Source organism: Schaalia odontolytica, from assembly GCF_009730335.1.
Lineage (GTDB): Bacteria > Actinomycetota > Actinomycetes > Actinomycetales > Actinomycetaceae > Pauljensenia > Pauljensenia dentiphila.
In genome coordinates this window covers 1,731,411-1,758,286 of sequence record NZ_CP046315.1, presented here as the reverse complement: position 1 = coordinate 1,758,286, position 26,876 = coordinate 1,731,411, and the positions used below count along the sequence as shown (strand labels likewise).

The following is a 26,876-nucleotide window of genomic DNA, read 5'->3' as shown; positions in this document are numbered from 1 at the left end:
TGCATGCGACTGCGGTGGCTGGCGATGAGGGGCGGTGGTGTCAGCCTTTTCTCTGCCTCTCGACTAGACTGTACGAGCTGAACACGTGGCATTTCAGGATGGGGATTGATGGTCAATCTAGGTGATATCGCGAAGGCGACAGGGTACTCGAAGGCGACTGTGTCCCGTGTGCTCTCGGGGGATCCCAGCTTCACCGCGAAAGAATCGACCCGACATCGCGTTATTCAGGTGGCCAATGAGCTCGGCTACGCGCTGCGCTCCTCGCGCTCCGGAATTCCGCAGATGATGGCGGTGCTGGAGAATTTCGACGCGACGCGCGGACCCCAGGACACTTACTTCGCAGACGTGCGTGACGCACTGCGCGAATGCGCGGTCAAAAACATGATGAGCCTGTCCTTCTTCTCCGACGTAGACTCGCTGGTCGAAGCCGGTGATGACTTCGCTGGCTTCGTCTCCCTGGGGCCCGCTCCGATCGCGAGTGAGGATCTTGAAAGGCTGCATGAGGCGCTGGCACACGGCGTGTTCATCGATATCAATCCCGCACCCACCCTCTTTCATTCGGTGCGCCCCGACCTGCAGCAAACCGTCATCGAGGCCATCTACGCGCTGCGCGAGCAGGGGCGCGAGCGTATCGCTTTTATCGGTGGAGACGGGCACATGATGGGGTCGCACGTCTTCGCACGGGATCCTCGCACCTTTGCTTTCGATGAGTGGGCGCGTCTGCTGGGGATGCCGACCGACGGGTACGTGTATGCGTCCGGCCCATTCACGGTTGATAACGGGCGTGACCAGGCCGAGGCTCTGCTGGATGCCCATGCGGAGGCGATGCCTGACGCGATCCTCGTGGCTGCAGATCCTTTGGCAGTCGGCGTCATCCAGGCGCTGGTGGCCCGTGGGGTGAGGATTCCCGAGGAGGTCGCGGTCCTGTCGATCGATAATCTCGAAGTGTGTCAGTACACGGCTCCCACGCTCAGCTCCTACGCGATTGAGCGTTCAGAGCTCGCCGAGACAGCCCTCATGCTTCTTTCCGACGCGATTGTCGGCCGGTTCCGGCACAAGCATCACGTGCTCCTCTCCACGCGCCTGGTGCCTCGGCAGAGCTTTATTCCCGTCGAGGACACGCCCCGGAACTGATCGTCTGACGCGCAACGTGGCGGCGGCGTGTGCTTCTCACCCCGCCGCCGCGTTGCCTCGTCACAGGAGAGACAGCGTCACGTCCACGATCTGCTCGTGCGTCGCGTCGATCTGGAACTCGTCGTGGACCGGTGAACCCCACGAATCATCGCCGCCCACGCCCATCTGTGCGCTGAGCAGACGCAGGTACGTCGCGGTACGCTGCGAAGGCTCGGGAAGTTCCCACCAGTGGCGTGCGTTCTCAATTTGCGCGGACGAATAGGGTAGGAGAGAGATGCCTAGGTTGGCGCGGGCCTGTACGCGCAGCCCGTGGCCGTTGGCGTCGGTCGCATCGCACCAGCGCACACCGGGGTGGAAGCCACACTCCTGCGGCACCGCGTAGTGGGCCAGGCCCTGCGCGGCGCTGAGTTCCCACACACCCAGGTTTGCGCCGGCTAGGCGATCCGCGTAGGCCTCGACAGGGCCGAGGCCGTAGAAACGCAGCCGGTCAATCGAGGAAGGTAGAGCCCACTCGAGGCCGAAACAGGGCATCGTCGGCAGGTTCTGGGCACCCGGGTAGGTTGCCGTCAGGCGGATCGTTCCATCGGTACGCAGCTCGTAGCGCACGGGAACGATGACATTGTCCAGGCTGGCCAACTGGTAGTCGTAGGTGACAACGACGCCGCCTTCACGGGGCTCAACCCGTGTGTCCACGCAGCGGGCGTAGGCACCGGCGGTCGTCCAGCATGCACGCTCGAAACCGTGGCCGGCCCCGCGGTCATTGTCTGTGAGGGGACGGAACGTCGTTAGGCGAGGCGGGAAGAGCACCATGGCCTCCTCCCCGCGTTTCCACAGCACGATGCCGCCGGCGGTGCGAGACAGCAGAGCCTCGCTCTCGCCGTGACGCATGCCGACGTTCCAGCGTCCCAGCGTGAAGTCGGCCTCGCCCTCGATCTCCTCCGTTGGCGGCTCCGGGCGCGCGTGGATCGATTGCCCCACCGCCACCACGTGCCCCGCCTCGCACCACGCGGTAGGCGCGGCGAGATATAGCGTCCCCTCCAGGACAATTTCTCGTGCTGTCTCGCCCAACAGCTCGCTGGGCCAACGTACCTCGACCAAGCCCTCCGGGCCGCTCGCGGATGCCGCCTCGTACTCGGCCTCCCATGCGACCTCGCCGTCCGCGAGCACGCGGGCGCGCACTCTCAGGTGCTCAAGCGGAGCGGGAAGGGTGAGTATACCCAGACGTATGCCCTGCGCGCTGGGGGTGAGTGTCACCGGGGCGTAGAGAGCCTTGACCGCCTGCGCCTGAGGCTTGGGCGTACGATCCGCGAAAACGATGCCGTCGCACGAGAACTCCCAGTCACAAGGACGATCACCGAAGTCGCCGCCGTAGGCCAGGAACTCTCCGCCCGATCCGGCGGTCGGCTCATGGTACAGAGCCTGATCGATGAAGTCCCAGATGAAGCCGCCGCCGTACTCGGGGTAACGCTCGAGGTCCGTGTACAGTTGCAAGCCTCCCACTGAGTTACCCATTGAGTGCATGTACTCGCACGAGAGGTAGGGCTTTGCCGGCTCACAGCGCAGGTACTCCTCAATAGCGTCGGGATGGGCGTACATGCGCGACTCGATATCCGAGGCATCGTCGAACTCGCGATCCCATGTCACGCCCTCGTAGTGAACTGGACGGGCCTCGTCCAGCTCGTGACAGCGTCGGTACATGCTGCGGAACACCTCGCCGCCGTAGGACTCGTTACCCAGTGACCAGATGAGCACACTGGCGTGGTTGCGGTCCTGGCGCACCATCGACTCCACGCGATCCACGCATGCGTTCTCCCACTCCATCTTCGAGTCCGGGATGGCCGTCTCGGGTGTGGGAATATCGCCTGGTGTGCACCATGAGCCGTGCGTCTCCAGGTTCGCCTCGTCGATGACGTACAGGCCGTATTCGTCACACAGATCGAGGAATCGCGTGTCGTTAGGGTAGTGGCTCGTGCGAATGGCGTTGATGTTGAGCTGTTTGCACAGTCGTACATCCGTGACCATGTCCTCCATCGCCATCGTGCGGCCCGTGTATGGGCTGAACTCGTGACGGTTCACTCCTCGGAAGATCAGGCGCTGATCGTTGAGAGTGAACACGCCGTCGACGATCTCAAAACGGCGGAAGCCCACGCGCTGGCTCACGACCTCGTGCGTGTGTCCGTCCGCATCGAGAAGAGCCACGCTCAGCGTGTAGAGCGCCGGGTCCTCCGCCGTCCATGGGCAAATCTTGGATAGAACACCGCTCAGCTCAATGACGGGCTCCCTCGTGGGGCTGCGGTGGCTCCACACGACGGTGGCCGAGCGGTCCGTAAGTTCGGCGCTGATGGTGACGTCAGCATCGATGCCGCAGATGTCGGCCTTAATGTCCAGGGTGCCCATGCCCGTCGCTGCGTCGTAGTCCGTGTCCACCATTAGGTTTTCGATGTGGCACACCGGCAGCGCGATCAGGTAAACGGAGCGGAACAGGCCGTGGAAACGCCACGAATCCTGTCCTTCAAGCCAGGAAGCGCTCGAGTGCTCGTAGCACGCGACCACGAGCTCGTGTTCCTCCGTGCCGCTATCGCTATTGAGAGCCTGCATCACCTCGAACTCACTCGCAGTGTAGCCATCCTCGCAGTATCCGACGAACGCACCGTCGACCCACACGTAGAGCGCGGTCGCGAAGCCTTCAAAACGCAGGCGTACGCTGCCGCGTGCCTTGAGACTCTCCAGCACGGCGTCGTCAAGGTGGAATCGGCGACGGTAGACGGCGACTCGGCAGTCCTCGGGAAAGTTGGGAGCCGTCGGATTAGCGTGTCCGTCCCACGGCATCTGGATGTTGACGTAGGCCGGTGGCCACAGTCCCTCCGCTTCGAGCGTCGAGGGGACGGGCAGGTCGCACGCTTCCTCGGTTAAGAAGCAGTCGGTGGGGGAGACGAGGCAGATGCGCGATGCGGTGGTGAGTGCTACCTCCCAGGTTCCATCGAGGCTCTGGCGGTGTGTGTCTGAGTCATGGGAAGAGCGGGCGGGAAGTCGATTGACGGCAAAGGTCTGTGGATCGCTGAGCCAAGCAGATGTGGGGGTGGAAACATGGGGCGTGTGGAACATGGTGACCTCCGGATGTGCGACGTTGCGGTGGAGCGATCGTGCTCTGAGAACAGATTAACCTGCCGTGTACAAATACGCAATTAGGTTACTTGTAAATGCTCATATGATCTAAATAACCTTGGAGCTGCAAGGTAAATATGTTAAGTTGTGACTGTCCATGCAAGTGTTGCTTCAAAGGAGAGGGACAATGGCACACGAACAAGGAACGAACAAGAGCTGGGTGTCGCGAATCTGCTACGCGATCGGCAACCTCGGGCAGGCCGCGTATTACAACGCGCTGTCGACCTTCTTTGTCACCTACTACGCGGCGCAGACCCTGTTCCGTGACTACGAGGACTCCGATGCCAAGGCGATGATCGCGATCATCACGGCTCTCGTCTTCATCATCAGGATTGTTGAGATCTTCATCGATCCGCTCCTGGGTAACCTCGTGGACAACACGAACTCGCGTTTTGGGCGCTTCAAGCCCTGGCAGGTCATCGGCGGTGTTGGATCCTCGATCCTACTCTTCGCGATCTTCACCGGACTCTTCGGCCTCGTCAACGTGAACAAGGGCGTGTTCATCGTTGTCTTCGTGATCGTCTTCGTGGTCCTCGACGTTTTGTACTCCCTACGTGACATCTCCTACTGGGGAATGATCCCCGCCCTATCCTCGTCTTCGCAGGAACGTAGCGTGTACACCGCCCTCGGTACCTTCACGGGCTCGATCGGCTACAACGGTGTGACCGCGATTGTCGTTCCCGTCGTCGCGTTCTTCGGTGCCCTTGCAGGTGCAGGCTCCGAGAGTCAGGCAGGCTGGAGCGGCTTCGGTGCCTTGATCGCCATCCTTGGCATCGTCACCTGCCTGGCCGTCGCTTTTGGAACGCGCGAAGAGGAGAGCGTGCTGCGCGATCCCGCCGACAAGTCCAACCCCCTGCAGGCCTTCCAGGCGATCGGACGTAATGACCAGCTCCTCTGGGTCTCCTTGTCCTACGTCCTGTACTCGATCGCGAATGTCGCGACGACCGGATTCATGATCTATCTGTTCAAGTTCGTCCTCCAAAAGCCGGACATCTACTCCGTAGTCGGTATCATCGCCTTCCTCATCGGCCTTGCAGTCACGCCTCTATACCCGGTCATAAACCGGCACGTCCCGCGCCGCTACCTCTACCTCGGTGGCATGGCGTTCATGGCCTGCGCCTACATCCTGTTCATCTTCTTCTCGACGAACCTCGTAGTCGTCTTCGTTGCCCTGGTGCTCTTCTACCTGCCCGCCACCTGCATCCAGATGACGGCGATCCTGACGATCACCGACTCCGTCGAATACGGCCAGTGGAAGACCGGCAAGCGCAACGAGGCGGTGACGCTTTCCGTGCGTCCGATGCTCGATAAGATCGCAGGCGCGCTGTCGAACTCGATCGTCGGTTTCGTCGCCATCGTGGCCGCCATGACCAACGACGTCGATCCTTCGCTTCTGACAAGCAGCAACATCGAGACGTTCAAGGCGGCTGCGTTCTACGTGCCGCTGGTGGTTGTCGTCCTTGCGTTCATCGTCTTCGCCCGCAAGGTGACTCTCACCGAGGCCAAGCACGGCGAGATCGTGTCCATCCTTGAAGAAAACATGGCGAGCGCTTCTGACAAGGAGGGTTAAGACTTCCACATTCGCAGCCTCTTCGGGGCAACTCGTGAGATGCTCCGGGCGACGCGTGGGAGAGTTGAGGCGGGGGACGCCTTCGTCGTCCCCCGCCTGTTTCGCTACCTCCTGATTCGTCTGCAATTCCACAGGCAACTCTGCTGCATCGCGTTCGGGTGTCGACATTAGATCATCGGTATTCCAAGGTCCTTGGGGTGTGAGTGAGATATGCTCGCGAGGAGTTGGACATGACAGTGGTTTCTGTCGGTGTGTGGCTGTGAGGACCTCTCAGGGTTGTCTGATGAAATTCTGCGAAGGCTCCCGGATAGTTTTCAGGTAGCTTTCAGGGTTGTGGACTGTAATCTATACAGGCAGTGAGAACCATTGCCGATAAGCAGTCCTCAAGGAGTTTTCGATGAAGAATCGCGCCCAGACGAGCGCCCTCGCCGTCATCGCCATCACCCTGGCAGCGGCCCTCAGCGCATGCGGCTCGACCGGCTCGACCGGCTCGTCCGCCTCCAGCACTAAGAGCCCAAGTTCGGCGGCCACCAACGCGGCCAGCAACGACCCCAACCTGGTTTTCGCTCAGTGCATGCGTGAGAAGGGCTTCGATGTTCCCGACACCGGGCTGACGCCCGAGCAGATCAAGGACAACTCCGATGCTTTCAATTCGGCACTCAACGAGTGCATGACGAAGGTGTCGGGTCTGACGGGCGACGACGATCTGACGAAGGATCCGAATGGACGTGAAGCCCTCGTCAAGGGCGCCCAGTGCCTGCGCGATCTTGGTTACGACGTGAAGGACCCCGAGCCGGGCAAGGGCGTCAACATCCAGGACATCCCGCAGGATGCTCTCAACAAGTGCTTCGGTAACCCCGGAGGCGCGAAGTGAATTGTCTACGCACCCCACGCTTCGCCGCAGCACTAGCGATGGTGGCGGTCGCGGGAATGACCCTGTCGGCCTGCTTGGGCGCTCAAGCCGAGGCCGATGCCCCGCAGTCCTTTAACGGTGCCACCGCGACCGTCACCCGCGGAGACCTGGTCGGTGAGACCACCGTCCAGGGGTCCCTCCACTACGCCGACTCCTACACCCTCAAGAGCGCCTTCGAAGGCGTCGTCACCGCCCTGCCTACGCCCGGCACGACCCTCACCCAGGGATCGCACGTGTACACGGTCGCCGGCAACAACACGTACCTGCTCCACGGCTCCACCCCCGCCTGGCGCGCGTTCGAGGAGGGCATGAGCGACGGCGAGGACGTCACCCAGCTGGAGACCGCGCTGTCGGAGCTCGGCTACTTCGAAGCCACCCCCAACGCCCACTTCGACTGGAACACCATCGCTGCGATCAAGAGGTGGCAAAAGGCCCTGTCTCTGCCCCAAAGCGGCTCCCTGCCGCTGGGCACCGTGCTCTTCGCCCCTGAAGACCTGCGCATCGGTGCGCTTAAGGCCCGCGTCGGCACCAGCGCCACGATGGAGACGGAGCTGTTCACTGCCTCGTCGTCGCGTCAGGTGATTTCCGCGAACCTGAAGCTCTCCGACCAGGCGCTCGGCGTCGTCGGCAATTCCGTCACCGTGCGCCTACCCGGTTCGGCGACGACAACGACCGGGACGATCACCTCCGTGGAACCGCCCCGTGAGAAGGAAAGCGAAGAAGGCAGCAAGGAGACGAATAAGGAGAGGATCATCCCGATCACCGTCACCCCCGATGACACCTCCGCCCTGGAAGGCTTCCAGGAGGCCTCCGTCTCCCTGGGCCTGACCTCTGAGACCCGCAAGGGTGTCCTGTCCGTGCCCTTGGGTGCCCTCGTTGCTCTCAGCACCGACCAGTTCGGAGTCGAGGTTGTGGATGAGAAGGGCGAAGTTCGTCGGGTTCCCGTCACCGTCGGCCTGTTCGCGGGTGACCGCGTCGAAGTGAGCGGCGATGAGATCGCCGAAGGCCAGCGCGTGGTGGTGCCCAACCGATGAGCCACATTCTGCAACTGACCGACGTGCACCGGTCGTTTGGCTCGCCGCCCGTGCACGCCTGCAACGGAGTATCCCTGAGCGTCGACGAGGGTGAGTTCGTCGCCATCGTGGGCCCCTCAGGCTCTGGTAAATCCACCCTGCTCAACCTGATCGGAACGCTGGATCGGCCCACCTCGGGAAGCGTGTGCATCAACGGCACGGACGTGTCCTCCCTGCGAGACACCGAACTGTCGGGCGTGCGCTCCTCCCTGATTGGGTTCGTGTTCCAGCAGTTCCACCTCACGGCCGGCGTGTCCGCCCTGGATAACGTCGCCGACGGCCTGCTCTACCGGGGCGTGCCGCGAGCCAAGCGGCGTGAGGCGGCCCGCGAAGCCTTGACCCGCGTGGGGCTGGGGCACCGCATGGACCACAAGCCCCACCAGATGTCGGGCGGCGAACGCCAGAGGGTCGCTATCGCCAGGGCCATCATCGGCCACCCAGCCCTGCTGTTGGCTGATGAGCCTACCGGCAATCTCGACTCGCGTTCGGGTGCTTCGATCGTTGAGCTGTTGCGAGAGCTCAACGATGCCGGCACCACCATCATCGTGATCACTCACGACAACGACTTGGCAGCGTCGCTGCCTCGCCAGATCGCCATCCGTGATGGCGAGATCGTTTCCGACTCTGCGCACTCGGGAGGTGGCCATGACGAGTAAGAAGAATTCGGGAGCCGGCCGTTCCGCGCTGCGCGCCTCCGACGTTGCTCGCCTCGGCCTGACCGGGCTGCGTGCCCGGCCCATGCGAGCAATCCTTTCGGCCCTGGGCATCGCGATCGGCATTGCGGCGATGGTCGGCGTTGTCGGCGTGTCAGCATCCTCGCAGGCGCGCTTGCAAGAGCAGCTGCGGGCGCTGGGAACGAACATGCTGACCGCGCGCAGCGGGGCTGACCTGAGTGGCCAGGATCTGATCCTACCCGAAGACTCCGTGGGACGAGTCCGTATGATCCCGGGCGTGACCGACGCGGCTTCGACCTCGACGCTCAACGGCATCTCCGTGTACCGTTCGCGACTGTCAGACCCGAACGCAACCGGTGGTATCCTCACGATGGCTGCCGATACGAACCTACTCAAGGTCATTTCGGGCACCATGAAGAGCGGGTCTTGGCTCAATGATGCCACTGCTCGCTACCCGGGCGTCGTCCTGGGCTCGAAGGCCGCCGCGCTCCTCGGCGTCGTCGAGCCGGGCACCCAGGTGTGGCTTGGAGGGCGCTCCTTCACGGTCCTGGGCATTATGGAACACGCGCCCCTGGCCGAGGAACTCGACAACGCCGCGTTGATCGGCGTGCCCGCCGCGAACTCGCTTTTCGATGCAGGCAAGACGCCCACGACTATCTACGAGCGCTCCACCGAGGCACAGGTTGAGACGGTGCGAGAGCTCCTGGGTCCGACTCTGGCCCCGCAGGGGGCCACCGGCCTGAAGGTCTCGCGCCCCTCCGACGCGCTGGCGGCCCAGAACGCGGCCGACCAGACCCTGACGACCCTGCTCGCAGGTGTCGGCTCGATCGCCCTGCTCGTGGGCGGCATCGGAGTGGCGAACACGATGATTATTTCCGTGCTGGAACGCCGCAAGGAGATCGGCCTGCGCCGCTCCCTGGGTGCCAAGCGCGGCCACATCACCGTTCAGTTCCTGGCCGAAGCACTGCTCCTGTCCTTCCTTGGAGGACTCGCTGGATGCCTCATCGGTGCGGGCGTCACCTGGGGCATGTGTTACGTCTACGGCTGGCCTCCCACCCTGCACTGGTGGGTGATCGCCGCAGGCCTGGGCGCCACTCTCCTCATCGGCGCCGTCGCCGGGCTCTACCCCGCGATCCGAGCGGCCCGCACGCCGCCTACCGCGGCGCTCGCCTCGCAGTAGGAGAGCCCATCCGATAAAGCCGTGGCCGGCTCGCCAACCCCGACACTGAGCGGGGGAGCGCGAGCCGGCCACGGCCTCGTCTATGGGCGTCTCGGTCGTGCGTGCGTCAGTCCTGCACGGGACCGCCGTAGATCTCATCGATAATCGGCGCGAGGCGGCGCGTGGCCTCCAGGCGCTTGACCTTCAGGGAGGGCGTCAGCAGGCCGTTGGCCTCCGTGAAGTCGGTCGTGAGGACTTTGATCTTGCGGATCGATTCGGCGCGCGAGACATGCTCGTTCGCCGAGGCCACGGCCTTTTCCAAGGAGGCGAGGACCTCGACGTTGGTGGCCGCCTCGGCCACGCTCATCGGAGGCAGGGAGTGCGCGGCGAGCCAGTCGGGTAACATCTCCGCGTCCAGGGTAATGAGCGCGGCGACGAAGGGACGCTGGTCGCCCACGACCAGGACCTGGGAGATGAGCGGGTGGGAGCGCATCGGGTTTTCCAGCGCCGCGGGCGCGACGTTCTTGCCGCCGGCCGTCACGATGATCTCCTTGGCGCGCCCCGTGATCGACACGTAGCCGTCGCGGTCCAGGGACCCCAGATCGCCGGTGCGGAACCACCCGTCCTCGGTGAAGCAGGCGGCCGTGGCGCCCGGATCGTTGTGGTAGCGCTGGAAGACGCTGGGGCCCTTGAGCAGGATCTCGCCCTCGTCGCTGATCTTGAAGGACATGGGAGGCAGGGCCGGGCCGACGGTCCCGATCTTGGACAGGCGCGGCGTATTCACCGAGACCGGGCCGACCGTTTCGGTGAGGCCGTAGCCCTCCAGGACGGGGATACCCACCCCGCGGTAGAAGTGGGCCAGCCAGGTCGCCAGGGGCGCGCCGCCGGAGACGATGTAGTCGGCGTTGCCGCCCACCAGGCGGATGATCTGCTGGTAGACGAGCCTGTCGGCGAGCGCGTGCTGGGCCTTGAGGGAGGCGCTCGGGCCTTCCTCGGTGTCGAGGGCGCGCGAGTATGCGATCGCTACCTTCGCGGCCCAGCGGAAGATCTTGCGCTTGGGGCCGGAAGCCTTCGTGTCCGCCGAGTTGTAGATCTTCTCCAGCACGCGCGGGACCACCAGGAGGTAGCTGGGCTTGAAGGAGGCGAGGTCGTTGAGCAGGTTCTTGATGTTGGAGGCGTGGCCGAGGACTCCGTTTCCGCTGATCTGGAAGACCTGCAGGAAGCGAGCGAACACGTGGGCCAGCGGCAGAAACAGGAGCAGGCGCGAGTCCTTGCCTGCTGCGATCTCGGGCATCCACGCGTGGGCGTTGAGGCACAGGTTCGTGAAGTTCTCGTGGGACAGAACCGTTCCCTTGGGGGTGCCCGTCGTGCCCGAGGTGTAGACGATGGTCGCGATGTCGTCCTTCGTGAGGGCGTCTGCTCGTGCGGCGACGCGGTCGCGGGGCGTGGCCGCGCCTTCCGCGATGAGGGTCTCGATGGCCTCGGAGTCCAGGGAGAGCACGTCCGTGTTCGTCCTGTGTTCGCGCTGCGCGGCCGCGCGTACGATCTCCGCCATGGACACGGTCTCGGTGATGATGAGGTGGACGTCCGCGTCGTTGAGGACGTGGGCGACCTGGTCGATGGAGCTGGTTTCGTAGATGGGCACGGGGACCAGGGCTGCGGCCCAGCACGCGAAGTCCAGGAGCGTCCACTCGTAGCGGGTGCGGCTCATGATGGCGACGCGGTCTCCGGGCTCGAGGCCTCGCGCGATGAGGCCGGCGGCCACCGACTGGACCTCGTCGTAGAACTCGCGCGCCGTGATGGAGCGCCACGTGTCGCCGATACCGATCTTGCGCAGGATCAGCGGGCGGGTCGCGCCGCGCTGCACGCGCTCTTTGAGCAGGTGGAGGATCGTCGTGTGCTCGTCGACACGCACCAGGACGGGAGCGTGCCACTCGAGGGCCTCGGTGGTCGTCTGCGCCGGCGTCGTCTCATCGTCGTTGGACGAGGCCGGGGTGTTGATCGTGGACATGCGTGCTCCCTGGAGTTTTGGCGGGAACGCCACGAAGCCTGCGAGGCCGTGGCGTCGTTGCTGTTACCCGCTATCCTACGCTCCCGTAGGGTGGGGGAGAGGGAGCGTCTTTAGCGTTGGTCCTGCATTGTGGGGCTCTTGATTCCGTGTGTGTTAGCGTCAACGCTGGAACGATTCGAGGGCTTGCGTGAGTGCTTCTTCGAGTGTCAGCCTGGACTGGCGTGTGGAAAGAACCGAGAGGATGACGACGCCGTCGTCAGTCACGAGGAAGGCGATGAGGAGAGTCTTGCGGAATCCGATGATGCGCATACCCGGGTGATGCAAGGAGAACGCTTGGCCCCGTAGCGGAAAGTCGGGAAGCTGCTCGATGTAATCCGTCAGGGCGCTCATGTAATTGCGTGCCGTGACTTCGGAGCCGCTCACAGATGCGATGGAACGTCGAAGTTCTCTGAACTGTTTCCGAGCTGTGCTCGACAGGATCAGGCGAGAGCGTTGCCTGTTCATTTCAATCCCAGCTCGGCGCGAATCTCGTCGAGCGTGTAGACATCGTCCGGGTTCTCCTCGTAATCACGAACAGCCTGAGCGAGGTCTTCTCGCAGCCAGCGGTCGAGTTCGTCTCGTGTCCGTCGATCGCGGCGTTCCTCGAGCGCCTCCATTGCCTCCTCGTAGAAGGCGGGGGAAACGAGGACTGCGCGAGTCTGTGCGCCGCGCGAGCGAAGCTCGACGGGTTCGACTTGGGCGGCAGCGATGTACTGAGCCTGGTTCTGGCGAAAATCGGAAAGCGTAGCGTTCGACATGTACTAATTGTACAAGTTGTTAGAGTCTGATGTGTTGCTTCATGATGGAATGTTCATGACTGTGGGCGCCAGAATGACGTGACGTCGCGTTTGTCTGTGAGCTGGTCCTGGATGAACGCGTCAAAGAGTTCGTAGTCGAAGGGCTTGTTCCTGGGCCGGCGGGCGAACATCTTTCCGAAGTCCGTGCCACGCTCGCGCATGACAGGCTCAAAGCGGATCATGGTGGCGCGCTCGGGGGCCATCGCCATGTGCTTGGAGGCGGCTGAGAACCCGATGATGTATGTCCCGTGGTGGGTGAACATCGGCTGGTTCCATGCGATGCGCAGCTCGGCCTCTAGGTGTACCTAGTTATGAAGAGGACAGAATGCTTGCTATGTGTATTCGGATACGCGTTTCCACGTGCGAAATGCTGGGACGCCCAAGCGGAAGGGGGTGACTGCCAATACTATGTCTGTGTCTGTCGTACTGTTGGCAATTCTTGGGACTAAAGTACCTATCTTACTCTGATATTGGTTCCCAGGTGTTGCTAATACATCGCCAGATCGTGGTGAGTCGAGCTCTGTAACTATGAAGATATGCAATACTCATGTGTGCGAGACCAAATAGGTTGCGCCAGTCGCCCCTAGGGACTGTAGTTACTTTCTGTTGATAGGAATTTATTATGAGTTTGAATTCTGCTGTTCGTTATGAAGCTTTTGATGAAAGTGTAAAAGCCTTGAGGCAAGATGCGCTCAAGGATTCATTCTTTGCAAATGGTGATGGTCCCTGGACTGTCATTTATGATGAATGGTCCATCAAAGGTAGAGCAAATGGCGGTCAGTTCATCGCTTTGTCTCAACTAAATATGCGCGAAAGAGTGATGCGAGATGTCGGCTGGGATATTCGAAAGGGTGAAGGTATTCCAGGGTTTGTTGATGATGGGACAGAGGTAAGTTACCTCAAGTCTGGATCGCTTCCTGAGTTTGAGCCTTTGGTCGTGGTTCAGAACTTCTTTGGTGTTGTCCCAGATAGGCTGAATATTTCAGAAGACTTTAGATTTTTGATGCGGTTGTGGCCTGATCCGAAGTCGAGAAACTACTATGAGATTCAAGAAAGTGGTGACAAAGAACTTGCGATCAGAATCTCAGGTGAGAAGATTGAAGTTCGTACCCGACTCCTCAAGAGGTACTTGGCTGCGAGGCAGCTCGATGCTGTGTTGTACATTGATTCCAATGTGGGAATAGACTATGACGGTGACCTTGCGGATCTAGCTGATTTTGAAGAGGAAGCATTTTCGTTCGAAAGCCTCACATGCTTTTCTCGAGATGTCCGGCGGGACAGGTCGCAGAGTGGCAGAATCTGGACGCGACTCTTGGCTAAGCGAATTTTGAAGGCTCCTCCGCGAGAGAAGTGTGGAATGTGGCCATGGGATGAGATTGAATTGGGTGAGTATCCGGAGTTCATTATTGGTGAAAATGAGTTTGCTGAAGCCGTTAGTTGGACCTGCAGTCCAGAGAGTCTTCGTAACTACTATGGTAAGAATCCGGATGCGCCTCACTACTACACCCCGGTCTACTTCAAGCCGGAAGTTTTAAAGCGTTATTATGAAGATGATGGTTGTGAGGTTCGGGACGGGTATTTGTCGTGTGGAAATCAATGGGGTGTAAGTATTGATAATGGGTGCCTCAGTTATGTGTCAGTGTCCCTTGGGGATATTGGTCGTGACATTCCGCAGAGTCACTGGAATCATTGGAAGGCGTACAACATTGCGCCGATAGGTGACATGAGTGAAGAAGCAATTCGATGTTCGTTCTTCAATCAGAGTGTTAAGAGTCGAAATCCGGAGCATATTTTTAAGCGTGTCTACGCTACTCTACAGGAAGAGTGGGAGAAGGGGTGGGGGTGGCGTCTCCATCGTAAAGCTGAAGGGCTCGATGCTGGTGTTCTTGCGAGACTGCATATTCCGGTGAATGAATCGGAAGCTGAGTTTCGGGCTCAGTCGCTTAATCTTGCGCTTGTGTTGGTTGATCTGCTGAATGAAAAGCGCCTGATTCAAGGGATGGATAAAGTCGACAACGAAAAAGGGATTGATAAGCTAAGTCGATTTCTCGAGAGTAACAAGTATGAGTACGTCGAACGTGACATTTCGCTGTTGAGGAAGGTGCAACTGATGCGCTCGCGCTTTGCCGCACACTCCTCCGGTACTAAGGGGCGAGTATGTCTTGAGGAAGAGCTTGGTGATCGTAGTTATCGGGAGTACTTTATTGACGTCATCGATCAAACTACTCAAATGCTTCTCGATCTCAAGAGGTTTGCGGCGAGCCACGCATCTGCATCTGGAAGCTAGGAGCAGGTAATCAGGTATCGTGCGTTGGGGGCCACGATAGACTCCGACGGTGAGACTGATGACGGCTTATCTGTGGGGGCCGCCCGTGGTGTTCCACGGGCGGCCCCCCAGCAGCCTAACGCTCAGCCCTTGCGCTTCGCAGGAGCCTCGCCCAGCTCGAAGGACTCGATAGAGGCCTCGGTGGCCTCAGCGTCCTCGGAGGCGGCTACGGTCAGGGCGCCCACGGCCTTCGACGCGGCCTCCAGGTCGCCCTTCACGGACTCCAGAGCCTCGACCTGAGCCTGCGGCGCGCGCACCGTCACCGCCAGGAACGGCGTGCGCGGCGACACCTTCGCCTCAGACTTCACGCGACGCAGCGCAATCAGCGCAGAAGACGCTGCCTGAAGCACCGACGGATCGCCCTGGGCGCCGGCCAGATCCGAGGAAAGCGGCCACGGAGCAACGTGGACGCAGCCCTCGCGGTACCAGCTCCACACCTCCTCCGTCACGTACGGCAGGTAGGGGGCCAGCAGGCGCACCACGTTGTCGATCACGATCGCCAAAGCCGCACGGGCCGACGCGGCCGAGGCCTCGTCCCACGCGCCATCGCGGTTGTAGGCGCGCTCCTTGACCAGCTCCAGGTAGTCGTCGCAGAAGGTCCAGAAGAACGACTCTGTGACCTCGAGTGCGCGAGAGTGCTCGTAAGCCGCCAGCGCAGCCGAGGCCTCGTCGATGACGGAAGCCAGCGCGGCCAGCACCGAACGATCCAGCGGCACCGTCACCAGCGCCGGATCCAGATCGATCGCCGCGCCCTCGCCGCCCATCGTGAGCGCAAACTTCGACGCGTTCAGCACCTTGATCGCCAGGCGGCGACCAATCTTCATCTGCTGCTCGTCGAACGCCGCATCCAGGCCCAGGCGAGCCGACGCCGCCCAGTAACGCACGGCGTCCGAGCCGTACTTCTCCAGGATGCCCATGGGGGTCACGACGTTGCCCTTGGACTTGCTCATCTTCTTGTGGTCCGAATCCAGGATCCAGCCCGACAATCCCGCGTGCTTCCACGGCAGCGCCCCGAACTCTAGGTTGGCGCGCACCACGGTGGAGAACAGCCACGTACGAATAATGTCCTGGCCCTGCGGGCGCAGATCCATCGGATACGTGCGAGCGAACAGATCCTCGTCATCCAGCCAGCCACACGCCAGCTGCGGGGACAGGGACGAGGTCGCCCAGGTGTCCATGATGTCCAGCTCGCCCACGAAGCCGCCGGCCACGCCGCGCTGATCCTCCGTGTAGCCCTCCGGCACGTCCGTTGAGGGGTCGACCGGCAGCTGATCCTCAGACGGGGTGATGATGTCGTCGTAGTTCACCTGGCCGTCCGCGTCCACGCGGTACCACAGCGGGAAGGGCACGCCGAAGAAGCGCTGACGGGACACCAGCCAGTCGCCCTTCAGGCCCTTCACCCAGTTCTCGTATCGCACGCGCATGAAGTCCGGGTGGAACTCCAGCTCGCGGCCACGCCCAATGAGCTCCTCGTTCAGATCCTTGCCCGAGGCCGGGTTCGTCCACGCGCGGCCACCGTTACGGATGTACCACTGGCGCGAGGTCACGATCTCGAGGGGCTTGTCGCCCTTCTCGAAGAAGTTGGTCTGACGCATCGTCTTGGTGGGCTCGCCCTTCAGCTCGCCGGACTCGCGCAGGGCGGCCACCACGGCCTCGCGCGCCGAGAACGTCGTCTTACCGGTGATCTCCTCGAATGCCGCGCGGCCCGCGTCCGTCGTGATCCACTCGGGGGTCTCGGTGATGATGCGGCCGTCTTTGCGCAGGATCGCGCGCAGCGGCAGCTCCAGGTCACGCCACCAGTCGATGTCGGTCGTGTCGCCGAAGGTACAGCACATAGCGATGCCTGCGCCCTTGTCCATCTCCGCCTCGGGGTGAGGCAGGATCGGCACCTCGACGCCGTACACGGGGGAGGCGACCGTCGTGCCGAACAGCGGCTTGTAGCGCTCGTCGTCCGGGTGGGCGATCAGGGCGACGCAGGCGGCCAGCAGCTCGGGACGCGTCGTCTCGATGCACACGTCGGCGCCGTCCTCGACGGGCGCGCCGGCGGCGGCAGCCTTCGCGGCGGCCTCGGCGTTCGTGATGTGGAAGGCCAGGCGGTGGTAGAAGCCCGGGTACTCGCGGCTCTCCAGCTCAGCCTGGGCGACCGCCGTCTGGAAGGTGACGTCCCACAGGCCAGGGGCCTCGGCCTGGTAGGCCTCGCCGCGCGCCAGGTTGCGCAGGAACGCGGCCTGGGCGACCTTGCGCGCACGCGCACCGATCGTCTGGTAGTTCTGCTTCCAGTCCACGCTCAGGCCCAGGTAGCGCCACAGCGCCTCGAACTGAGCCTCATCTTCCTGGGTGAGGCGCTCGCACAGCTCCACGAAGTTCTTACGCGAAATCGGCTTCTGGTCGCGAGCCTTGATCGACTTGCCGTCGCCGCCCACGTGCGGGGGCTCGAAGTCGGGGTCGTAGGGCAGCGTGGCGTCGACGCGCACGCCGAAGTAGTTCTGCACGCGGCGCTCGGTCGGCAGGCCGTTGTCGTCCCACCCCATCGGGTAGAACACGGACTTGCCGGTCATGCGCTGGTAGCGGGCCACGACGTCGGTGTGCGTGTAGGAGAAAACATGGCCGATGTGCAGGGAGCCGGACACCGTGGGCGGGGGAGTGTCGATCGAGTACACCTGCTCACGCGTGGCGCTGCGGTCAAAAGCGTAGGTGCCCTGGCTTTCCCAGGCCTCACCCCACTTGGCTTCGAGGCCTTCGGGGGCGGCGCGGTCGGGCACGCGAGGCGCCTGCGCACGGGTGTTCATGGCCATAATTGAGTTGTCTCCATCCGAGTCGTGGACTGTTTGCCCCACTAGCCTACGTTTCCTCAGGCATTTCGGTCCAATGCTGGGCCTGTGAGCTCCCGGCGCGTCGCTCACATGCGCCGTTACAAAAGTTCCTCTCGTGGCGCGGTCGGGTGAACGTGAGTGCGTGGGGATACCGTGGTGTCAGGCTGGGGAGCCGGGACGAGGCCCCCGTTGGGAAGGGGATCATCGTGACTACGCAATCGCTGGGCGAGCAGACCGTCGACCTGTTGGCGCGCCTCGTGCGCTTGGGCTGCGTCAACGACTTGACCGCCGACTCGGGCGGAGAAGAGCGCGCCGCCGACCTCCTCGAGGAGTTGTTCGAGGGCCTGCCCGTGTCAATCGATCGGATCACCCCGCACCCGGGGCGCACCTCGCTCGTGGTCACGGTCGAGGGCGCGGATCCGCGCAGCCCCGGCACGCCACTGACCCTCCTCGGTCACACGGATGTTGTGCCCGTCGACGAGAGCAAATGGACGCGCGATCCTTTCGGCGCGCAGATCGAGGATGACGTCATGTGGGGGCGCGGCACCGTCGACATGCTCCACCTGACCGCCGCGATGGCCGTCGTGACCCGCGAGGTCGCTCGCCGCGCCCAGGACGGCAATCCTCTCGCGCGTTCCCTGGTGTTCGTGGCCGCCGCAGACGAGGAGGCACGAGGCGGACTCGGCGTCCCGTGGATCGGCGAGAAGCGGCCGAACGCCCTCCCGTGGCACGCTGCCCTGTCCGAAATGGGAGGGGCGCACATCTTCGGGCGCAGGGGCGGGGACAGCATCGTCGTGGTCGTCGGCGAAAAGGGCGCCGCCCAGCGCCGCCTGCACATCCGGGGCGACGCCGGCCACGGCTCGGTCCCGCTGGGGCGCACGAGCGCCGTCGAGCGACTCGCCCAGGTGAGTGCGGCGCTGTCCGCCGCCCGATGGCCCACCGCCACGGACGAGGTCTGGGCGGGCTTCGTGCGCGCCTTCGAGTTCGACGAAACGACCGAAAATAGCCTCATCAATGGCACCTACGAGGGCGACTACTCCGAGTTCGAGGACCTGGCGGCGTTCGCCCACGCGATCTCCCACGTGACCGTCGCCCAGACGGTCGCCCACTCGGGCGGGCCCATCAACGTCCTACCCTCCCACGCCACACTCGAGCTCGACATCCGCACGGTGCCCGGCGTCGACGACGATGACGTGGACGCCGCCATCGCGGCGGCCCTCGGCGACCTCGCCGAGCACGTGACCATCGAGCGGCTCCTGAGCGAGGCCGCCACGGCCTCGTCGATCGACACCGACCTGTACCTGGCGATCGAAGCGGCGCTGAAGCGGCGCTACCCGGGCGCGAGCGTCGTGCCTGTTCTCTTTCCCGGCGGATCCGACCTGCGCGTCGCCCGTCGGCTTGGCGGTATCGGGTATGGCTTCGGGGCAGTGGATAGCGGTGCGAGCCTCGGGCAGGTGTACTCACAGCTGCACGCGCACGACGAACACATCGCACTGGCGGACGTGCGCGCGACCGCCGAGGTCCTCCACGAGGTCGTGACCTCGTACCTGACAGATGTGTGACACATAATCAACCGGTGTTACAAATGACCGCCTGACGAGGATCCTTCTCCCGCCGTTTCTCCTGTGCATACCGTAGATGTCGGCACTACCGCCACCACCGAACACAAGGAGACACCGATGCACATCGCACGCATCCCACGAACAGCAGCCACCCTCGCCTCCGTCGCTGCCATGATGTGTGCGACCCTCGCGGCCTGCGCTCCATCCGGTTCCGGCGCGGCCCAGTCGGCATCCCGTGAGGGGACCATCGCGGTGGGCCTGCCCGGCTCCCTGTCCACGCTGGACACCGCCCACGAAACCGGCATCATCAACTACTACGTCGCGCAGGTCGTCTCCGAAGGCCTCCTCGCCGTGGGCAAGGACGGTCAGCTGATCCCCGCGATTGCCTCCGCCCATCACACTGACGACGCCCAGACGTGGGTCTTCGACATCCGCCCCGACGCCCTCTTCCAGGACGGGAACCCGGTCACCATCGACGACGTCCTCTTCTCGATCGACATCGCCAAGGACCCCGACAAGTCCCCGTCCTCCGCGGTCTACTGGCCCGCCGGCGTCCAGGCCGAGCAGAGCGGCGACAACCAGATCACGATCACCCTGCCCGCACCCGCCGTCAACTTCGGGTGGACGGTCACCGCGAACGGCGGACTGTGGATCACCGAAAAGTCCTTCTACGAGGCGGCCGCCTCCTACGGCTCCTCGGCCGACCTCATCATGGGAACAGGCCCCTACAAGGCCGTGTCCTTCCAGCCCGACTCCAAGGCCGTCTTCGAAAAGAGCGGTACCTGGTGGGGTGGGGACACGCCCGCTCAGACCATCGAGTTCGACTTCTTCTCCGACGAGAACGCGCGCTTCCTCGCGCAGAAGAACGGAACGATCGACATCGCCACCCAGCTACCCATCGACCAGGTGTTGCAGTTCCAGGGTATTGGCAGCGTGAGCGTACTGACCGAGTCGGATCGCTCCTACGTGGGCCTCACCTTCGATCAGAACGTCGAGCCCTTCGACGATATCCACGTGCGCAAGGCCATTGCCCACGCGGTCGACCGCTCCACGATCGTCTCCTCGATCCTCAAGGGCCAGGCGACGGTCGCGACGGGCATCGAGCCGCCGGACCAGCTGGGCAGCGAGATCGGCGAGCAGGCCGCAGCGGGTGCCCAGGCGGGCCTGCCCATCGACTCCTTTGATCTCGACGCCGCGCGCGCAGAACTCGCCCAGTCCAAGGTCCCCGGCGGCTTCGATGCCGAACTGACCTACCCCTCGTCGATCCCGGACCTGGGATCCGCGGCCCTCGCGATCGCCGACAACCTCAAGCAGATCGGCATCAACCTCACCGTCACCTCCAAGCCGATCGAAGAGTGGATCTCCGAGGTTGGTAGCGGCGCTTACGGCCTGTCCTACATGAGCTACACCTCCACGACTGGCGACCCGGGTGAGGTGGCCGGGTGGCTGCTCGGCCCCGACAACCCCGCGCGCTACGAGAATGAGCAGGTTCAGGGGCTGATCGCCTCCCAGGCCACCCAGACCGACCCCAGCAAGCGCGTCACGGACATCGTCGAAGCCGAGCGCATCGCTCAGGACAACACGATCTACTCGCCGCTGTGGTGGGGCAAGACATCAACGGCCTTCTCCTCGCGCGTCACCCCAACGGAATACACGCCCTTCTTCTTCATGACTCCGTGGGCCTCCTCCCTGGAGCTGGCCAAGTAAATGCTGCGCTACATCCTCCGCCGCCTCGTAGGCGCGACAGTGGTGCTCACCCTCTTGTCCTTCCTCGTCTTCTCGCTCCTGTACCTGGTACCCGGAGACCCCGTGAAGATCCTGGTGGGTACGAGGCGACTGACCCCCGAGGTCCGCCAGGCCGTGACCGCGCGTTACGGCCTGGACGAGCCCCTCGTCGTGCGCTACTGGCACTGGCTGACCCGCGCCCTCACCGGCGACTTCGGGGACTCGGTGCGCTCCGCAACGCCCGTCACCGACGTGCTCGCCTCGCGCGTCTCACTCACTGCGTGGCTCACCATCGGCGCATTCATCCTCGCCGTCGCCGTCGGCGTCCCCCTGGGGATCGCAGCGGCACGGCGCCGTGGATCCTGGGTCGACCGCACAATCGTCGGCTGGTCGGTCGTCGGCGTATCCGCACCCGGATTCGCCTTCGGCCTCGTCCTCCTGTACGTCTTCGGCCTCATGCTCGGCTGGTTCCCCGTCTTCGGTGAAGGCACCGGCCTCGTCGACACCCTGTGGCACCTCACCCTGCCCGCGATCGCCCTCGCGACCGGAATCGGCGCGATGCTCGTGCGCATCACCCGCGCGGCCGTCGGCGCCGAGCTCAGCCAGGACTACGTGACCTTCGCGCGCTCGCGGGGAGTGCCACACAGGCGTATCACGGCCATGTACGTGCGGGGAGCGGCGCTGCCGATCATCACCTCGGCGGGCCTGATTCTGGGGACTCTCTTCGGGTCCACGGTGCTCGTCGAGGAGGCGTTCTCGCTGCCCGGCCTCGGACAGCTCCTCGCCGACTCCATCACCTACAAGGACGTTCCCGTCGTGCAGGCGATCGCTCTACTGGTCGCGTTCGTTATCATCGTCGTCACGCTGATCGTTGACGTGGCCGCGTTTGCGGTCGATCCACGTCAGACGATCGGCGATGGGAGGGGAGCGTGATGACGCTGTTGCTTTCTCCGCGCACTCTGGGACGAGGCATTGGCTCCTCCGCACGCAAGATCCCCGGCTCGGTAGTCCTGTCCGTGGTGGTTCTCGTCGCTGTTGCGATCTGCGTGATTGTCCCGTCCGTGCTGGTTCCCGGCGCGCTGGACCAGAACCTGGCACTGGGGGTGAGTCCTGCGGGCACCCCCGGTCACCTGCTGGGTACCGATAAGGTGGGGCGTGATGTCCTCGCCCTGACGGTTGCCGGTGCGCGCTCCGCGATCGTGGGCCCGATCGTCATCGCCGTGGGTTCGATGGTTGCCGGACTCATTGTCGGAATGAGCGCGGCGTGGCGCGGTGGGCTGTGGGATGCCTGCGTGTCTCGCTCGTGTGAGGTGCTCCTGTCGCTTCCCGTCACGCTCCTCGCGATCGTCGTCGCCGGTGTGATTGGTGGCAGCTATTGGGTGACGGTCGGCGTGCTCATCGTGCTGTTCGCTCCCTCGGATATTCGCATGATCCGCGCGGCGACACTCGCTCAGAAGCCTCAGCCCTACATTGAGGCCACGCGCGTGCTGGGCCTGTCCGGCCCTCGCATCCTCGCCGTCCATATCCTGCCGAACATCACGCCGATCGTGTGGGCGAACCTTTTCGTCAACATCGCGTTCGCGCTCGTGTCCCTGTCTGGACTGTCCTACCTGGGCCTCGGCGTCGGGGCGCAGGACGCCGACTGGGGGCGCCAACTCGCGGACGGACGAGCCCTCCTCGCCCAAAACCCCGCCGCGTCAGTAGCCGCTGGCCTCGCGATCATCGTGACGGCCACAGCGATCAACATTGCCGGTGACTGGTTTGCTGAGCGCAAGGAGCGTGACCTATGAGCACCGCGACGACACGTGAAACCCGAGACGGCCTCGTGGCCTCGCACGTGAGCGTCACTGACCGCTCCGGAGCCGTGATCCTCGACGATGTCAGCGTGAGCGCACGATCCGGTCGCACCCTCGTTATCGTCGGCGAGTCCGGCGCGGGAAAGTCGATGCTCGCGCGGACGCTGTGCGCACTGACCCCCTCGGCGCTTGTTGCCAGCGGAACGGTGACGCTGGGAGGAGAGATCTTCGACCTGGCGGGGGATCAGGGGCGTTTGAAGAAGCAGCGTGGGGGAGGCATCGTCTGGTTGCCGCAGGATCCATTCACGTCGCTCGCGCCGACGCTCCTGTGCGGAGAGCAAATCACGGCGGCGCGCACCGGCAGGCGCTCCGAGCGCGCCCAGCGTTCGCGTGCGCTCCTGGCCGATGTTGGCCTCGACGCACGTGTCGCTCGCTCGTACCCGCACGAACTCTCGGGCGGTATGCGTCAGCGTGTCGCCATCGCGTCGGCGCTCGACTCTCAGCCGCGCGTCCTTATCGCCGACGAACCGACGACAGCCCTGGACGTCACGACGCAGCGTGACATCCTCACTCTGCTGACGCGCCTGCGTGACGAGCGCGCCATGACGCTGGTGCTGGTCACCCACGACCTGGCGCTCGCGCGTCAATTCGGCGACGACGTCATCGTCATGAAGGACGGCCAGATTGTCGAAGAAGGACCGGTCAATGAGGTTCTGGCCTCGCCGCGTTACGAGTACACGAAGCGTCTGTCGGACGCCGAACCACGTATCGATGGACCCAACCCGCGCGAAGGGAAGTCCACGCCCGCTGGTGCGGAGACCATCGTCGAGGTGCGCGACCTGACCAAGGTGTTTCGATCACGAAAGGACTCGCGCGTCGCCCTCATGGATGTGTCCCTGGAGATCGCGCAGGGAGAATCCATCGGCATCGTCGGTGAGTCCGGCTCGGGCAAGACAACGCTCGCGCGCGTCATCGTCGGGCTGGAACACGCCGACTCGGGAACCGTCCACGTGAACGCGCAGGCCGATCGAGGACCGGCTGTCGGCATCGTCTTCCAGAATCCCTATTCGGCTCTCAACCCGGCGCGAACCATCGGGCAGACGCTCGCCGAGGCGGCTTCCGTCGCGGGTCGTCCGGCCAGCGATGTGGCCGATCTGCTCGCCGCAGTAGAACTCCCGGCCGAGTACGCGAAGCGGCGACCCTCCCGCCTCTCGGGCGGTGAACGCCAGCGTGTGGCGATCGCGCGTGCGCTGGCGACGCGTCCGCGCGTCCTCATCGCCGACGAGGCCGTGTCCGCCCTCGACGTGTCCGTCCAGGCCTCCATCCTGGACCTGCTGACGCGCCTGCAGGCGGAGCAGGGATTTGCTCTCGTGTTCATCACCCACGACCTCGCGGTGGCGCGCGCGATGTGCGACCGCCTCGTCATCATGAAAGGCGGCGTCGTTGTGGAAGAAGGATCGACTGAAGAGATCCTGCACAATCCTTCCGAGGAGTACACGGCCGAGCTCCTGAGCGCCGTGCCCGGGCGAGAAACGGAGTCCGCATGAGTACCACCCTGGCGACAACCCCTATCCGTCCCGGCGACAACGCGCGCGAGCAGCTGAGGGCTCTCGGCATCCCCGCTGCGCACGCCGCGCGGTGGGCAGCGATGGGGCCGGCGGTGTCCGCGACCCTGTGGACATACTCCGGGCACGCGCTCCTGGAGGCCCACCGGACGACCTCTGCTCACCGAACCATCGTCGATGCGTGTCTGCTGGACGGTGGCGACGCCGGGGCAGCCGCCGTCGAGTCTGCTCGAACGTGGGAGGTTCTCATCCAGGCCGTCCTCGATGCTGCTCCACATACCCCGCTCGTGAAGGCCGTGACGCGCGATGAGGGTCCCCTCTTTGAGGAGGTGCTTCGATGCCGAGGTTTTCTTGCAGCGGGGTCGGTCGGCTCGCCTCTGTCCATCGACGACGACACTGACCACGGGCACGCCAGCGTGCGCGGATGGGTGCGGTGGAACGTTCGCCCCCAGGTGATTCCCGCGTATGTTCGGCAGAAAACCGACTTTACGTGCGGCCCGGCAAGCGCGCTCATGGCCCTTGCGCACGCGAGCGGATGCGCCCCTGACGAGGTGAGCCACGGACTGCGAGACGAGATGGAGCTGTGGCGTGAATCGACGTACTCCCTTGGGGTGGGGCCCTACGGGTTGGCGGCCGCGCTCGCAAGGCGCGGACAAAGCGTCGAGGTGATCGTCAGCCACGAAGGGCCGCTCGTCGGCCTGACGCGCGCACACGCGGCATCTCCCGCAGCCCGGCGCGCCATCCACCGCCAGCACGTGGACGAGGCCCGAGCGCTGGGGGTTCGGGACCGTATCGGAACCTGGGACCTCTCGGATCTACGAGCCGCTGTGCAGCAGGGAAACGGTGTCATCGTGCTCGTCGACCTGGAGGACCTCAACGGCGAACAAACACCCCACTGGATCTATGTGTGGGGGATCGTGGGTGGGTACGCGCTGATTCACGACCCCTGGAACGACGAGCAATTCGGCGAAACCTGGGTCGAAACCTGGCTGGAGGCAATTACGCTCGAACAGCTCTGGGAGTCGGCCCAATGGGAGGAAGAAGAATGCGCCAGGGCGTTCATCATTGTTCACCGCTGAGTCGCGCGTTCGCGGGCGCATAACGAGGCCGGGGCCAGGTTGCGCGAACGTGCAACCCAGCCCCGGCCTCGTTGGTGAGAGGCGAGCTCTCAGAGGACCATCGCCGCGATCCAGCCACCGACCAACAGCGGAATGTTGTAGTGGATGAACTCGGGGATGACCGTGTCTCGCATGTGGTCGTGCTGACCGTCGATGTTCAGACCGGCTGTCGGGCCAAGCGTCGAGTCGGACGCGGGAGAACCGGCGTCGCCCAGCGCGCCAGCGGTGCCGATGATCGACACGGTTGCGATGGGGGAGAAGCCGAGCGCCACGCACAGGGGCACGTAGATCGCCGAAATGATCGGCAGGGTCGAGAAGGACGAGCCGATGCCCATCGTGATGATCAGGCCGACCACGAGCATGATCATGGCAGCCAGTGCCTTCGAGCCGTTGAACATCGCGGAGGTCTGCTGGACGAGGGGCTCAATCTGGCCGGACGCCTTCAGGACGGACGCGTAGCCCTGTGCGGTGATCATGATGAGGCCGATGAGGCTCATCATCTTCATGCCGCCGCTGAACACGTCGTCGGCCTGCTGCCACGGCACGACGCGCATCGCGAGCATGAGACACAGACCCACGAGAGCACCCACGAGCAGCGGGTCGGCCTCGGAATCCATCTTGGTCAGGACCGCCTGGATCACGAAGCAGGCGATGAGAGCGACGACGGCCGCCCACACCTTCACCATGTTAACCGGCTTATCGTCGCCCGTGCTGAACTCGGTCTCGCGCTGCTCGTACTCGCGCGGCTTACGATAGGAGACGAATAGGGCGATGAAGCAGCCCACCGCCATCGACAGGGCGGGGATCGCCATGGCGGCCATCGGATTGACGACGCCCTCGACGGGCAGACCCGCATCCTCAATGTTCTTGTAGAGAATGTCGTGCAGGAAGATACGGCCGAAGCCGATCGGCACGAACATGTAGGTCGTGACGATGCCGAAAGTGATCGCACAGGCAACCATGCGTCGGTCCATCTTTAGCTCGTTCATGACGCCGATGAGCGGGGGAACCAGCAGCGGGATGAAGGCGATGTGAATCGGAATGAGGTTCTGGCTCATCACGCCCATGACGAGGACGCCGCCGAGGATGCCCCACTTGGCGGAACGGGCGACGCGCGCCGAATTCGAATCATCGGCGTTGCGTAGCTTGTTGATGATCCAGTTCGCCAGCAAACGCGGCAGACCCGAGTGGGCGACCGACATGGCGAACGCGCCGAGCAAGGCGTAGGACAGTGCGATCTTCGCGCCTCCGGCCAGGCCGTCCTGGAAGGCAACCATCGTGCCGGACATGCCCATGCCGGCGACCAGGCCGCCCACGAGGGAGGCCACGAAGAGTGAGATGACGACGTGCACGCGTGCGATGCTGAGGACCAGCATGACGATCACGGAAAGCACGACTGCGTTGAAAAGCAACATGAGTGTTCCTGTGTTGAGGGT

20 protein-coding genes are annotated in these 26,876 nt (G+C 63.7%); 13 read left to right on the top strand and 7 right to left on the bottom strand.

The genetic code is table 11. The annotated features are described in order from the left end of the window. The first annotated feature begins 108 nt into the window (after positions 1 to 108). Positions 109 to 1,134, top strand: a complete 1,026-nt coding sequence (locus FOC40_RS07655) for a LacI family DNA-binding transcriptional regulator (protein ID WP_003794996.1) — start codon at positions 109 to 111, stop codon at positions 1,132 to 1,134. A 60-nt stretch (positions 1,135 to 1,194) separates the two neighbouring features. Here FOC40_RS07655 and FOC40_RS07650 read toward each other — a convergent pair whose 3' ends face one another. Next, a complete protein-coding gene (locus FOC40_RS07650) occupies positions 1,195 to 4,239 on the bottom strand; it encodes a glycoside hydrolase family 2 TIM barrel-domain containing protein (protein WP_003794999.1) in 3,045 nt (1,014 codons plus the stop codon). A gap of 187 nt (positions 4,240 to 4,426) precedes the next feature. Between FOC40_RS07650 and FOC40_RS07645 the strand changes: the two genes are divergently transcribed. The 5 genes from FOC40_RS07645 (at position 4,427) to FOC40_RS07625 (ending at position 9,709) form a co-directional block, all read left to right on the top strand. After that, complete coding sequence (locus FOC40_RS07645; protein ID WP_003795001.1) at positions 4,427 to 5,869, top strand: glycoside-pentoside-hexuronide (GPH):cation symporter; 1,443 nt, start codon at positions 4,427 to 4,429, stop codon at positions 5,867 to 5,869. 397 nt (positions 5,870 to 6,266) lie between these two features. Continuing rightward, complete coding sequence (locus FOC40_RS07640) at positions 6,267 to 6,743, top strand: hypothetical protein (protein WP_003792994.1); 477 nt, start codon at positions 6,267 to 6,269, stop codon at positions 6,741 to 6,743. 38 nt (positions 6,744 to 6,781) lie between these two features. Further along, a complete protein-coding gene (locus tag FOC40_RS07635; RefSeq protein WP_003795003.1) occupies positions 6,782 to 7,816 on the top strand; it encodes a peptidoglycan-binding protein in 1,035 nt (344 codons plus the stop codon). Then, positions 7,813 to 8,511 (top strand): ABC transporter ATP-binding protein, encoded by a 699-nt coding sequence (locus FOC40_RS07630; protein WP_003795005.1) that lies wholly within the window; start codon positions 7,813 to 7,815, stop codon positions 8,509 to 8,511. The genes FOC40_RS07635 and FOC40_RS07630 overlap by 4 nt, the downstream gene beginning before the upstream one ends. After that, complete coding sequence (locus tag FOC40_RS07625; RefSeq protein WP_003792991.1) at positions 8,501 to 9,709, top strand: ABC transporter permease; 1,209 nt, start codon at positions 8,501 to 8,503, stop codon at positions 9,707 to 9,709. The genes FOC40_RS07630 and FOC40_RS07625 overlap by 11 nt, the downstream gene beginning before the upstream one ends. A gap of 106 nt (positions 9,710 to 9,815) precedes the next feature. Here FOC40_RS07625 and FOC40_RS07620 read toward each other — a convergent pair whose 3' ends face one another. The 4 genes from FOC40_RS07620 to FOC40_RS07605 all read right to left on the bottom strand — a co-directional run bounded on the left by FOC40_RS07620 (position 9,816) and on the right by FOC40_RS07605 (position 12,798). Then, positions 9,816 to 11,699 carry an AMP-dependent synthetase/ligase gene (locus tag FOC40_RS07620; protein ID WP_003795007.1) on the bottom strand — a complete coding sequence of 628 codons (1,884 nt, stop codon included), beginning with the start codon at positions 11,697 to 11,699 and terminating at the stop codon, positions 9,816 to 9,818. A 159-nt stretch (positions 11,700 to 11,858) separates the two neighbouring features. Next, positions 11,859 to 12,122: a type II toxin-antitoxin system RelE/ParE family toxin gene (locus tag FOC40_RS07615; protein WP_231125991.1), complete on the bottom strand. Its 264-nt coding sequence runs from the start codon at positions 12,120 to 12,122 to the stop codon at positions 11,859 to 11,861. A gap of 77 nt (positions 12,123 to 12,199) precedes the next feature. After that, positions 12,200 to 12,496 carry a type II toxin-antitoxin system Phd/YefM family antitoxin gene (locus FOC40_RS07610; RefSeq protein WP_003795012.1) on the bottom strand — a complete coding sequence of 99 codons (297 nt, stop codon included), beginning with the start codon at positions 12,494 to 12,496 and terminating at the stop codon, positions 12,200 to 12,202. Between the two features lie 53 nt (positions 12,497 to 12,549). After that, positions 12,550 to 12,798, bottom strand: a complete 249-nt coding sequence (locus FOC40_RS07605) for a hypothetical protein (protein ID WP_003795014.1) — start codon at positions 12,796 to 12,798, stop codon at positions 12,550 to 12,552. A gap of 359 nt (positions 12,799 to 13,157) precedes the next feature. Between FOC40_RS07605 and FOC40_RS07600 the strand changes: the two genes are divergently transcribed. Then, positions 13,158 to 14,822 carry a hypothetical protein gene (locus FOC40_RS07600; protein WP_039929323.1) on the top strand — a complete coding sequence of 555 codons (1,665 nt, stop codon included), beginning with the start codon at positions 13,158 to 13,160 and terminating at the stop codon, positions 14,820 to 14,822. Positions 14,823 to 14,944: 122 nt separating this feature from the next. On the opposite strand, the gene valS is transcribed toward FOC40_RS07600, so the two are convergent. Beyond that, complete coding sequence (gene valS, locus FOC40_RS07595) at positions 14,945 to 17,656, bottom strand: valine--tRNA ligase (RefSeq protein ID WP_003795021.1); 2,712 nt, start codon at positions 17,654 to 17,656, stop codon at positions 14,945 to 14,947. A gap of 224 nt (positions 17,657 to 17,880) precedes the next feature. On the opposite strand from valS, the gene FOC40_RS07590 reads away from it, so the two are divergent. The 6 genes from FOC40_RS07590 to FOC40_RS07565 all read left to right on the top strand — a co-directional run bounded on the left by FOC40_RS07590 (position 17,881) and on the right by FOC40_RS07565 (position 25,401). Continuing rightward, positions 17,881 to 19,236 carry a M20/M25/M40 family metallo-hydrolase gene (locus tag FOC40_RS07590; RefSeq protein WP_196773348.1) on the top strand — a complete coding sequence of 452 codons (1,356 nt, stop codon included), beginning with the start codon at positions 17,881 to 17,883 and terminating at the stop codon, positions 19,234 to 19,236. 117 nt (positions 19,237 to 19,353) lie between these two features. Beyond that, a complete protein-coding gene (locus FOC40_RS07585; RefSeq protein WP_003795025.1) occupies positions 19,354 to 20,943 on the top strand; it encodes an ABC transporter substrate-binding protein in 1,590 nt (529 codons plus the stop codon). Continuing rightward, positions 20,944 to 21,894 (top strand): ABC transporter permease, encoded by a 951-nt coding sequence (locus tag FOC40_RS07580; protein ID WP_003795027.1) that lies wholly within the window; start codon positions 20,944 to 20,946, stop codon positions 21,892 to 21,894. Next, positions 21,894 to 22,751, top strand: a complete 858-nt coding sequence (locus FOC40_RS07575) for an ABC transporter permease (RefSeq protein ID WP_003795029.1) — start codon at positions 21,894 to 21,896, stop codon at positions 22,749 to 22,751. The genes FOC40_RS07580 and FOC40_RS07575 overlap by 1 nt, the downstream gene beginning before the upstream one ends. Further along, positions 22,748 to 24,304, top strand: a complete 1,557-nt coding sequence (locus tag FOC40_RS07570) for an ABC transporter ATP-binding protein (RefSeq protein ID WP_003795030.1) — start codon at positions 22,748 to 22,750, stop codon at positions 24,302 to 24,304. Before FOC40_RS07575 ends, FOC40_RS07570 begins: the two co-directional genes overlap by 4 nt. Next, the gene (locus tag FOC40_RS07565) at positions 24,301 to 25,401 is read left to right on the top strand and encodes a peptidase C39 family protein (protein ID WP_003795032.1); all 1,101 of its coding nucleotides are present in this window, start codon (positions 24,301 to 24,303) and stop codon (positions 25,399 to 25,401) included. Before FOC40_RS07570 ends, FOC40_RS07565 begins: the two co-directional genes overlap by 4 nt. A gap of 89 nt (positions 25,402 to 25,490) precedes the next feature. Here the strand turns inward: FOC40_RS07565 and FOC40_RS07560 are convergent, their stop codons facing one another. Beyond that, positions 25,491 to 26,855, bottom strand: coding sequence for a Na+/H+ antiporter family protein (locus FOC40_RS07560; protein WP_003795034.1), 1,365 nt, complete (start codon positions 26,853 to 26,855; stop codon positions 25,491 to 25,493). Between the last annotated feature and the right edge of the window lie 21 nt (positions 26,856 to 26,876).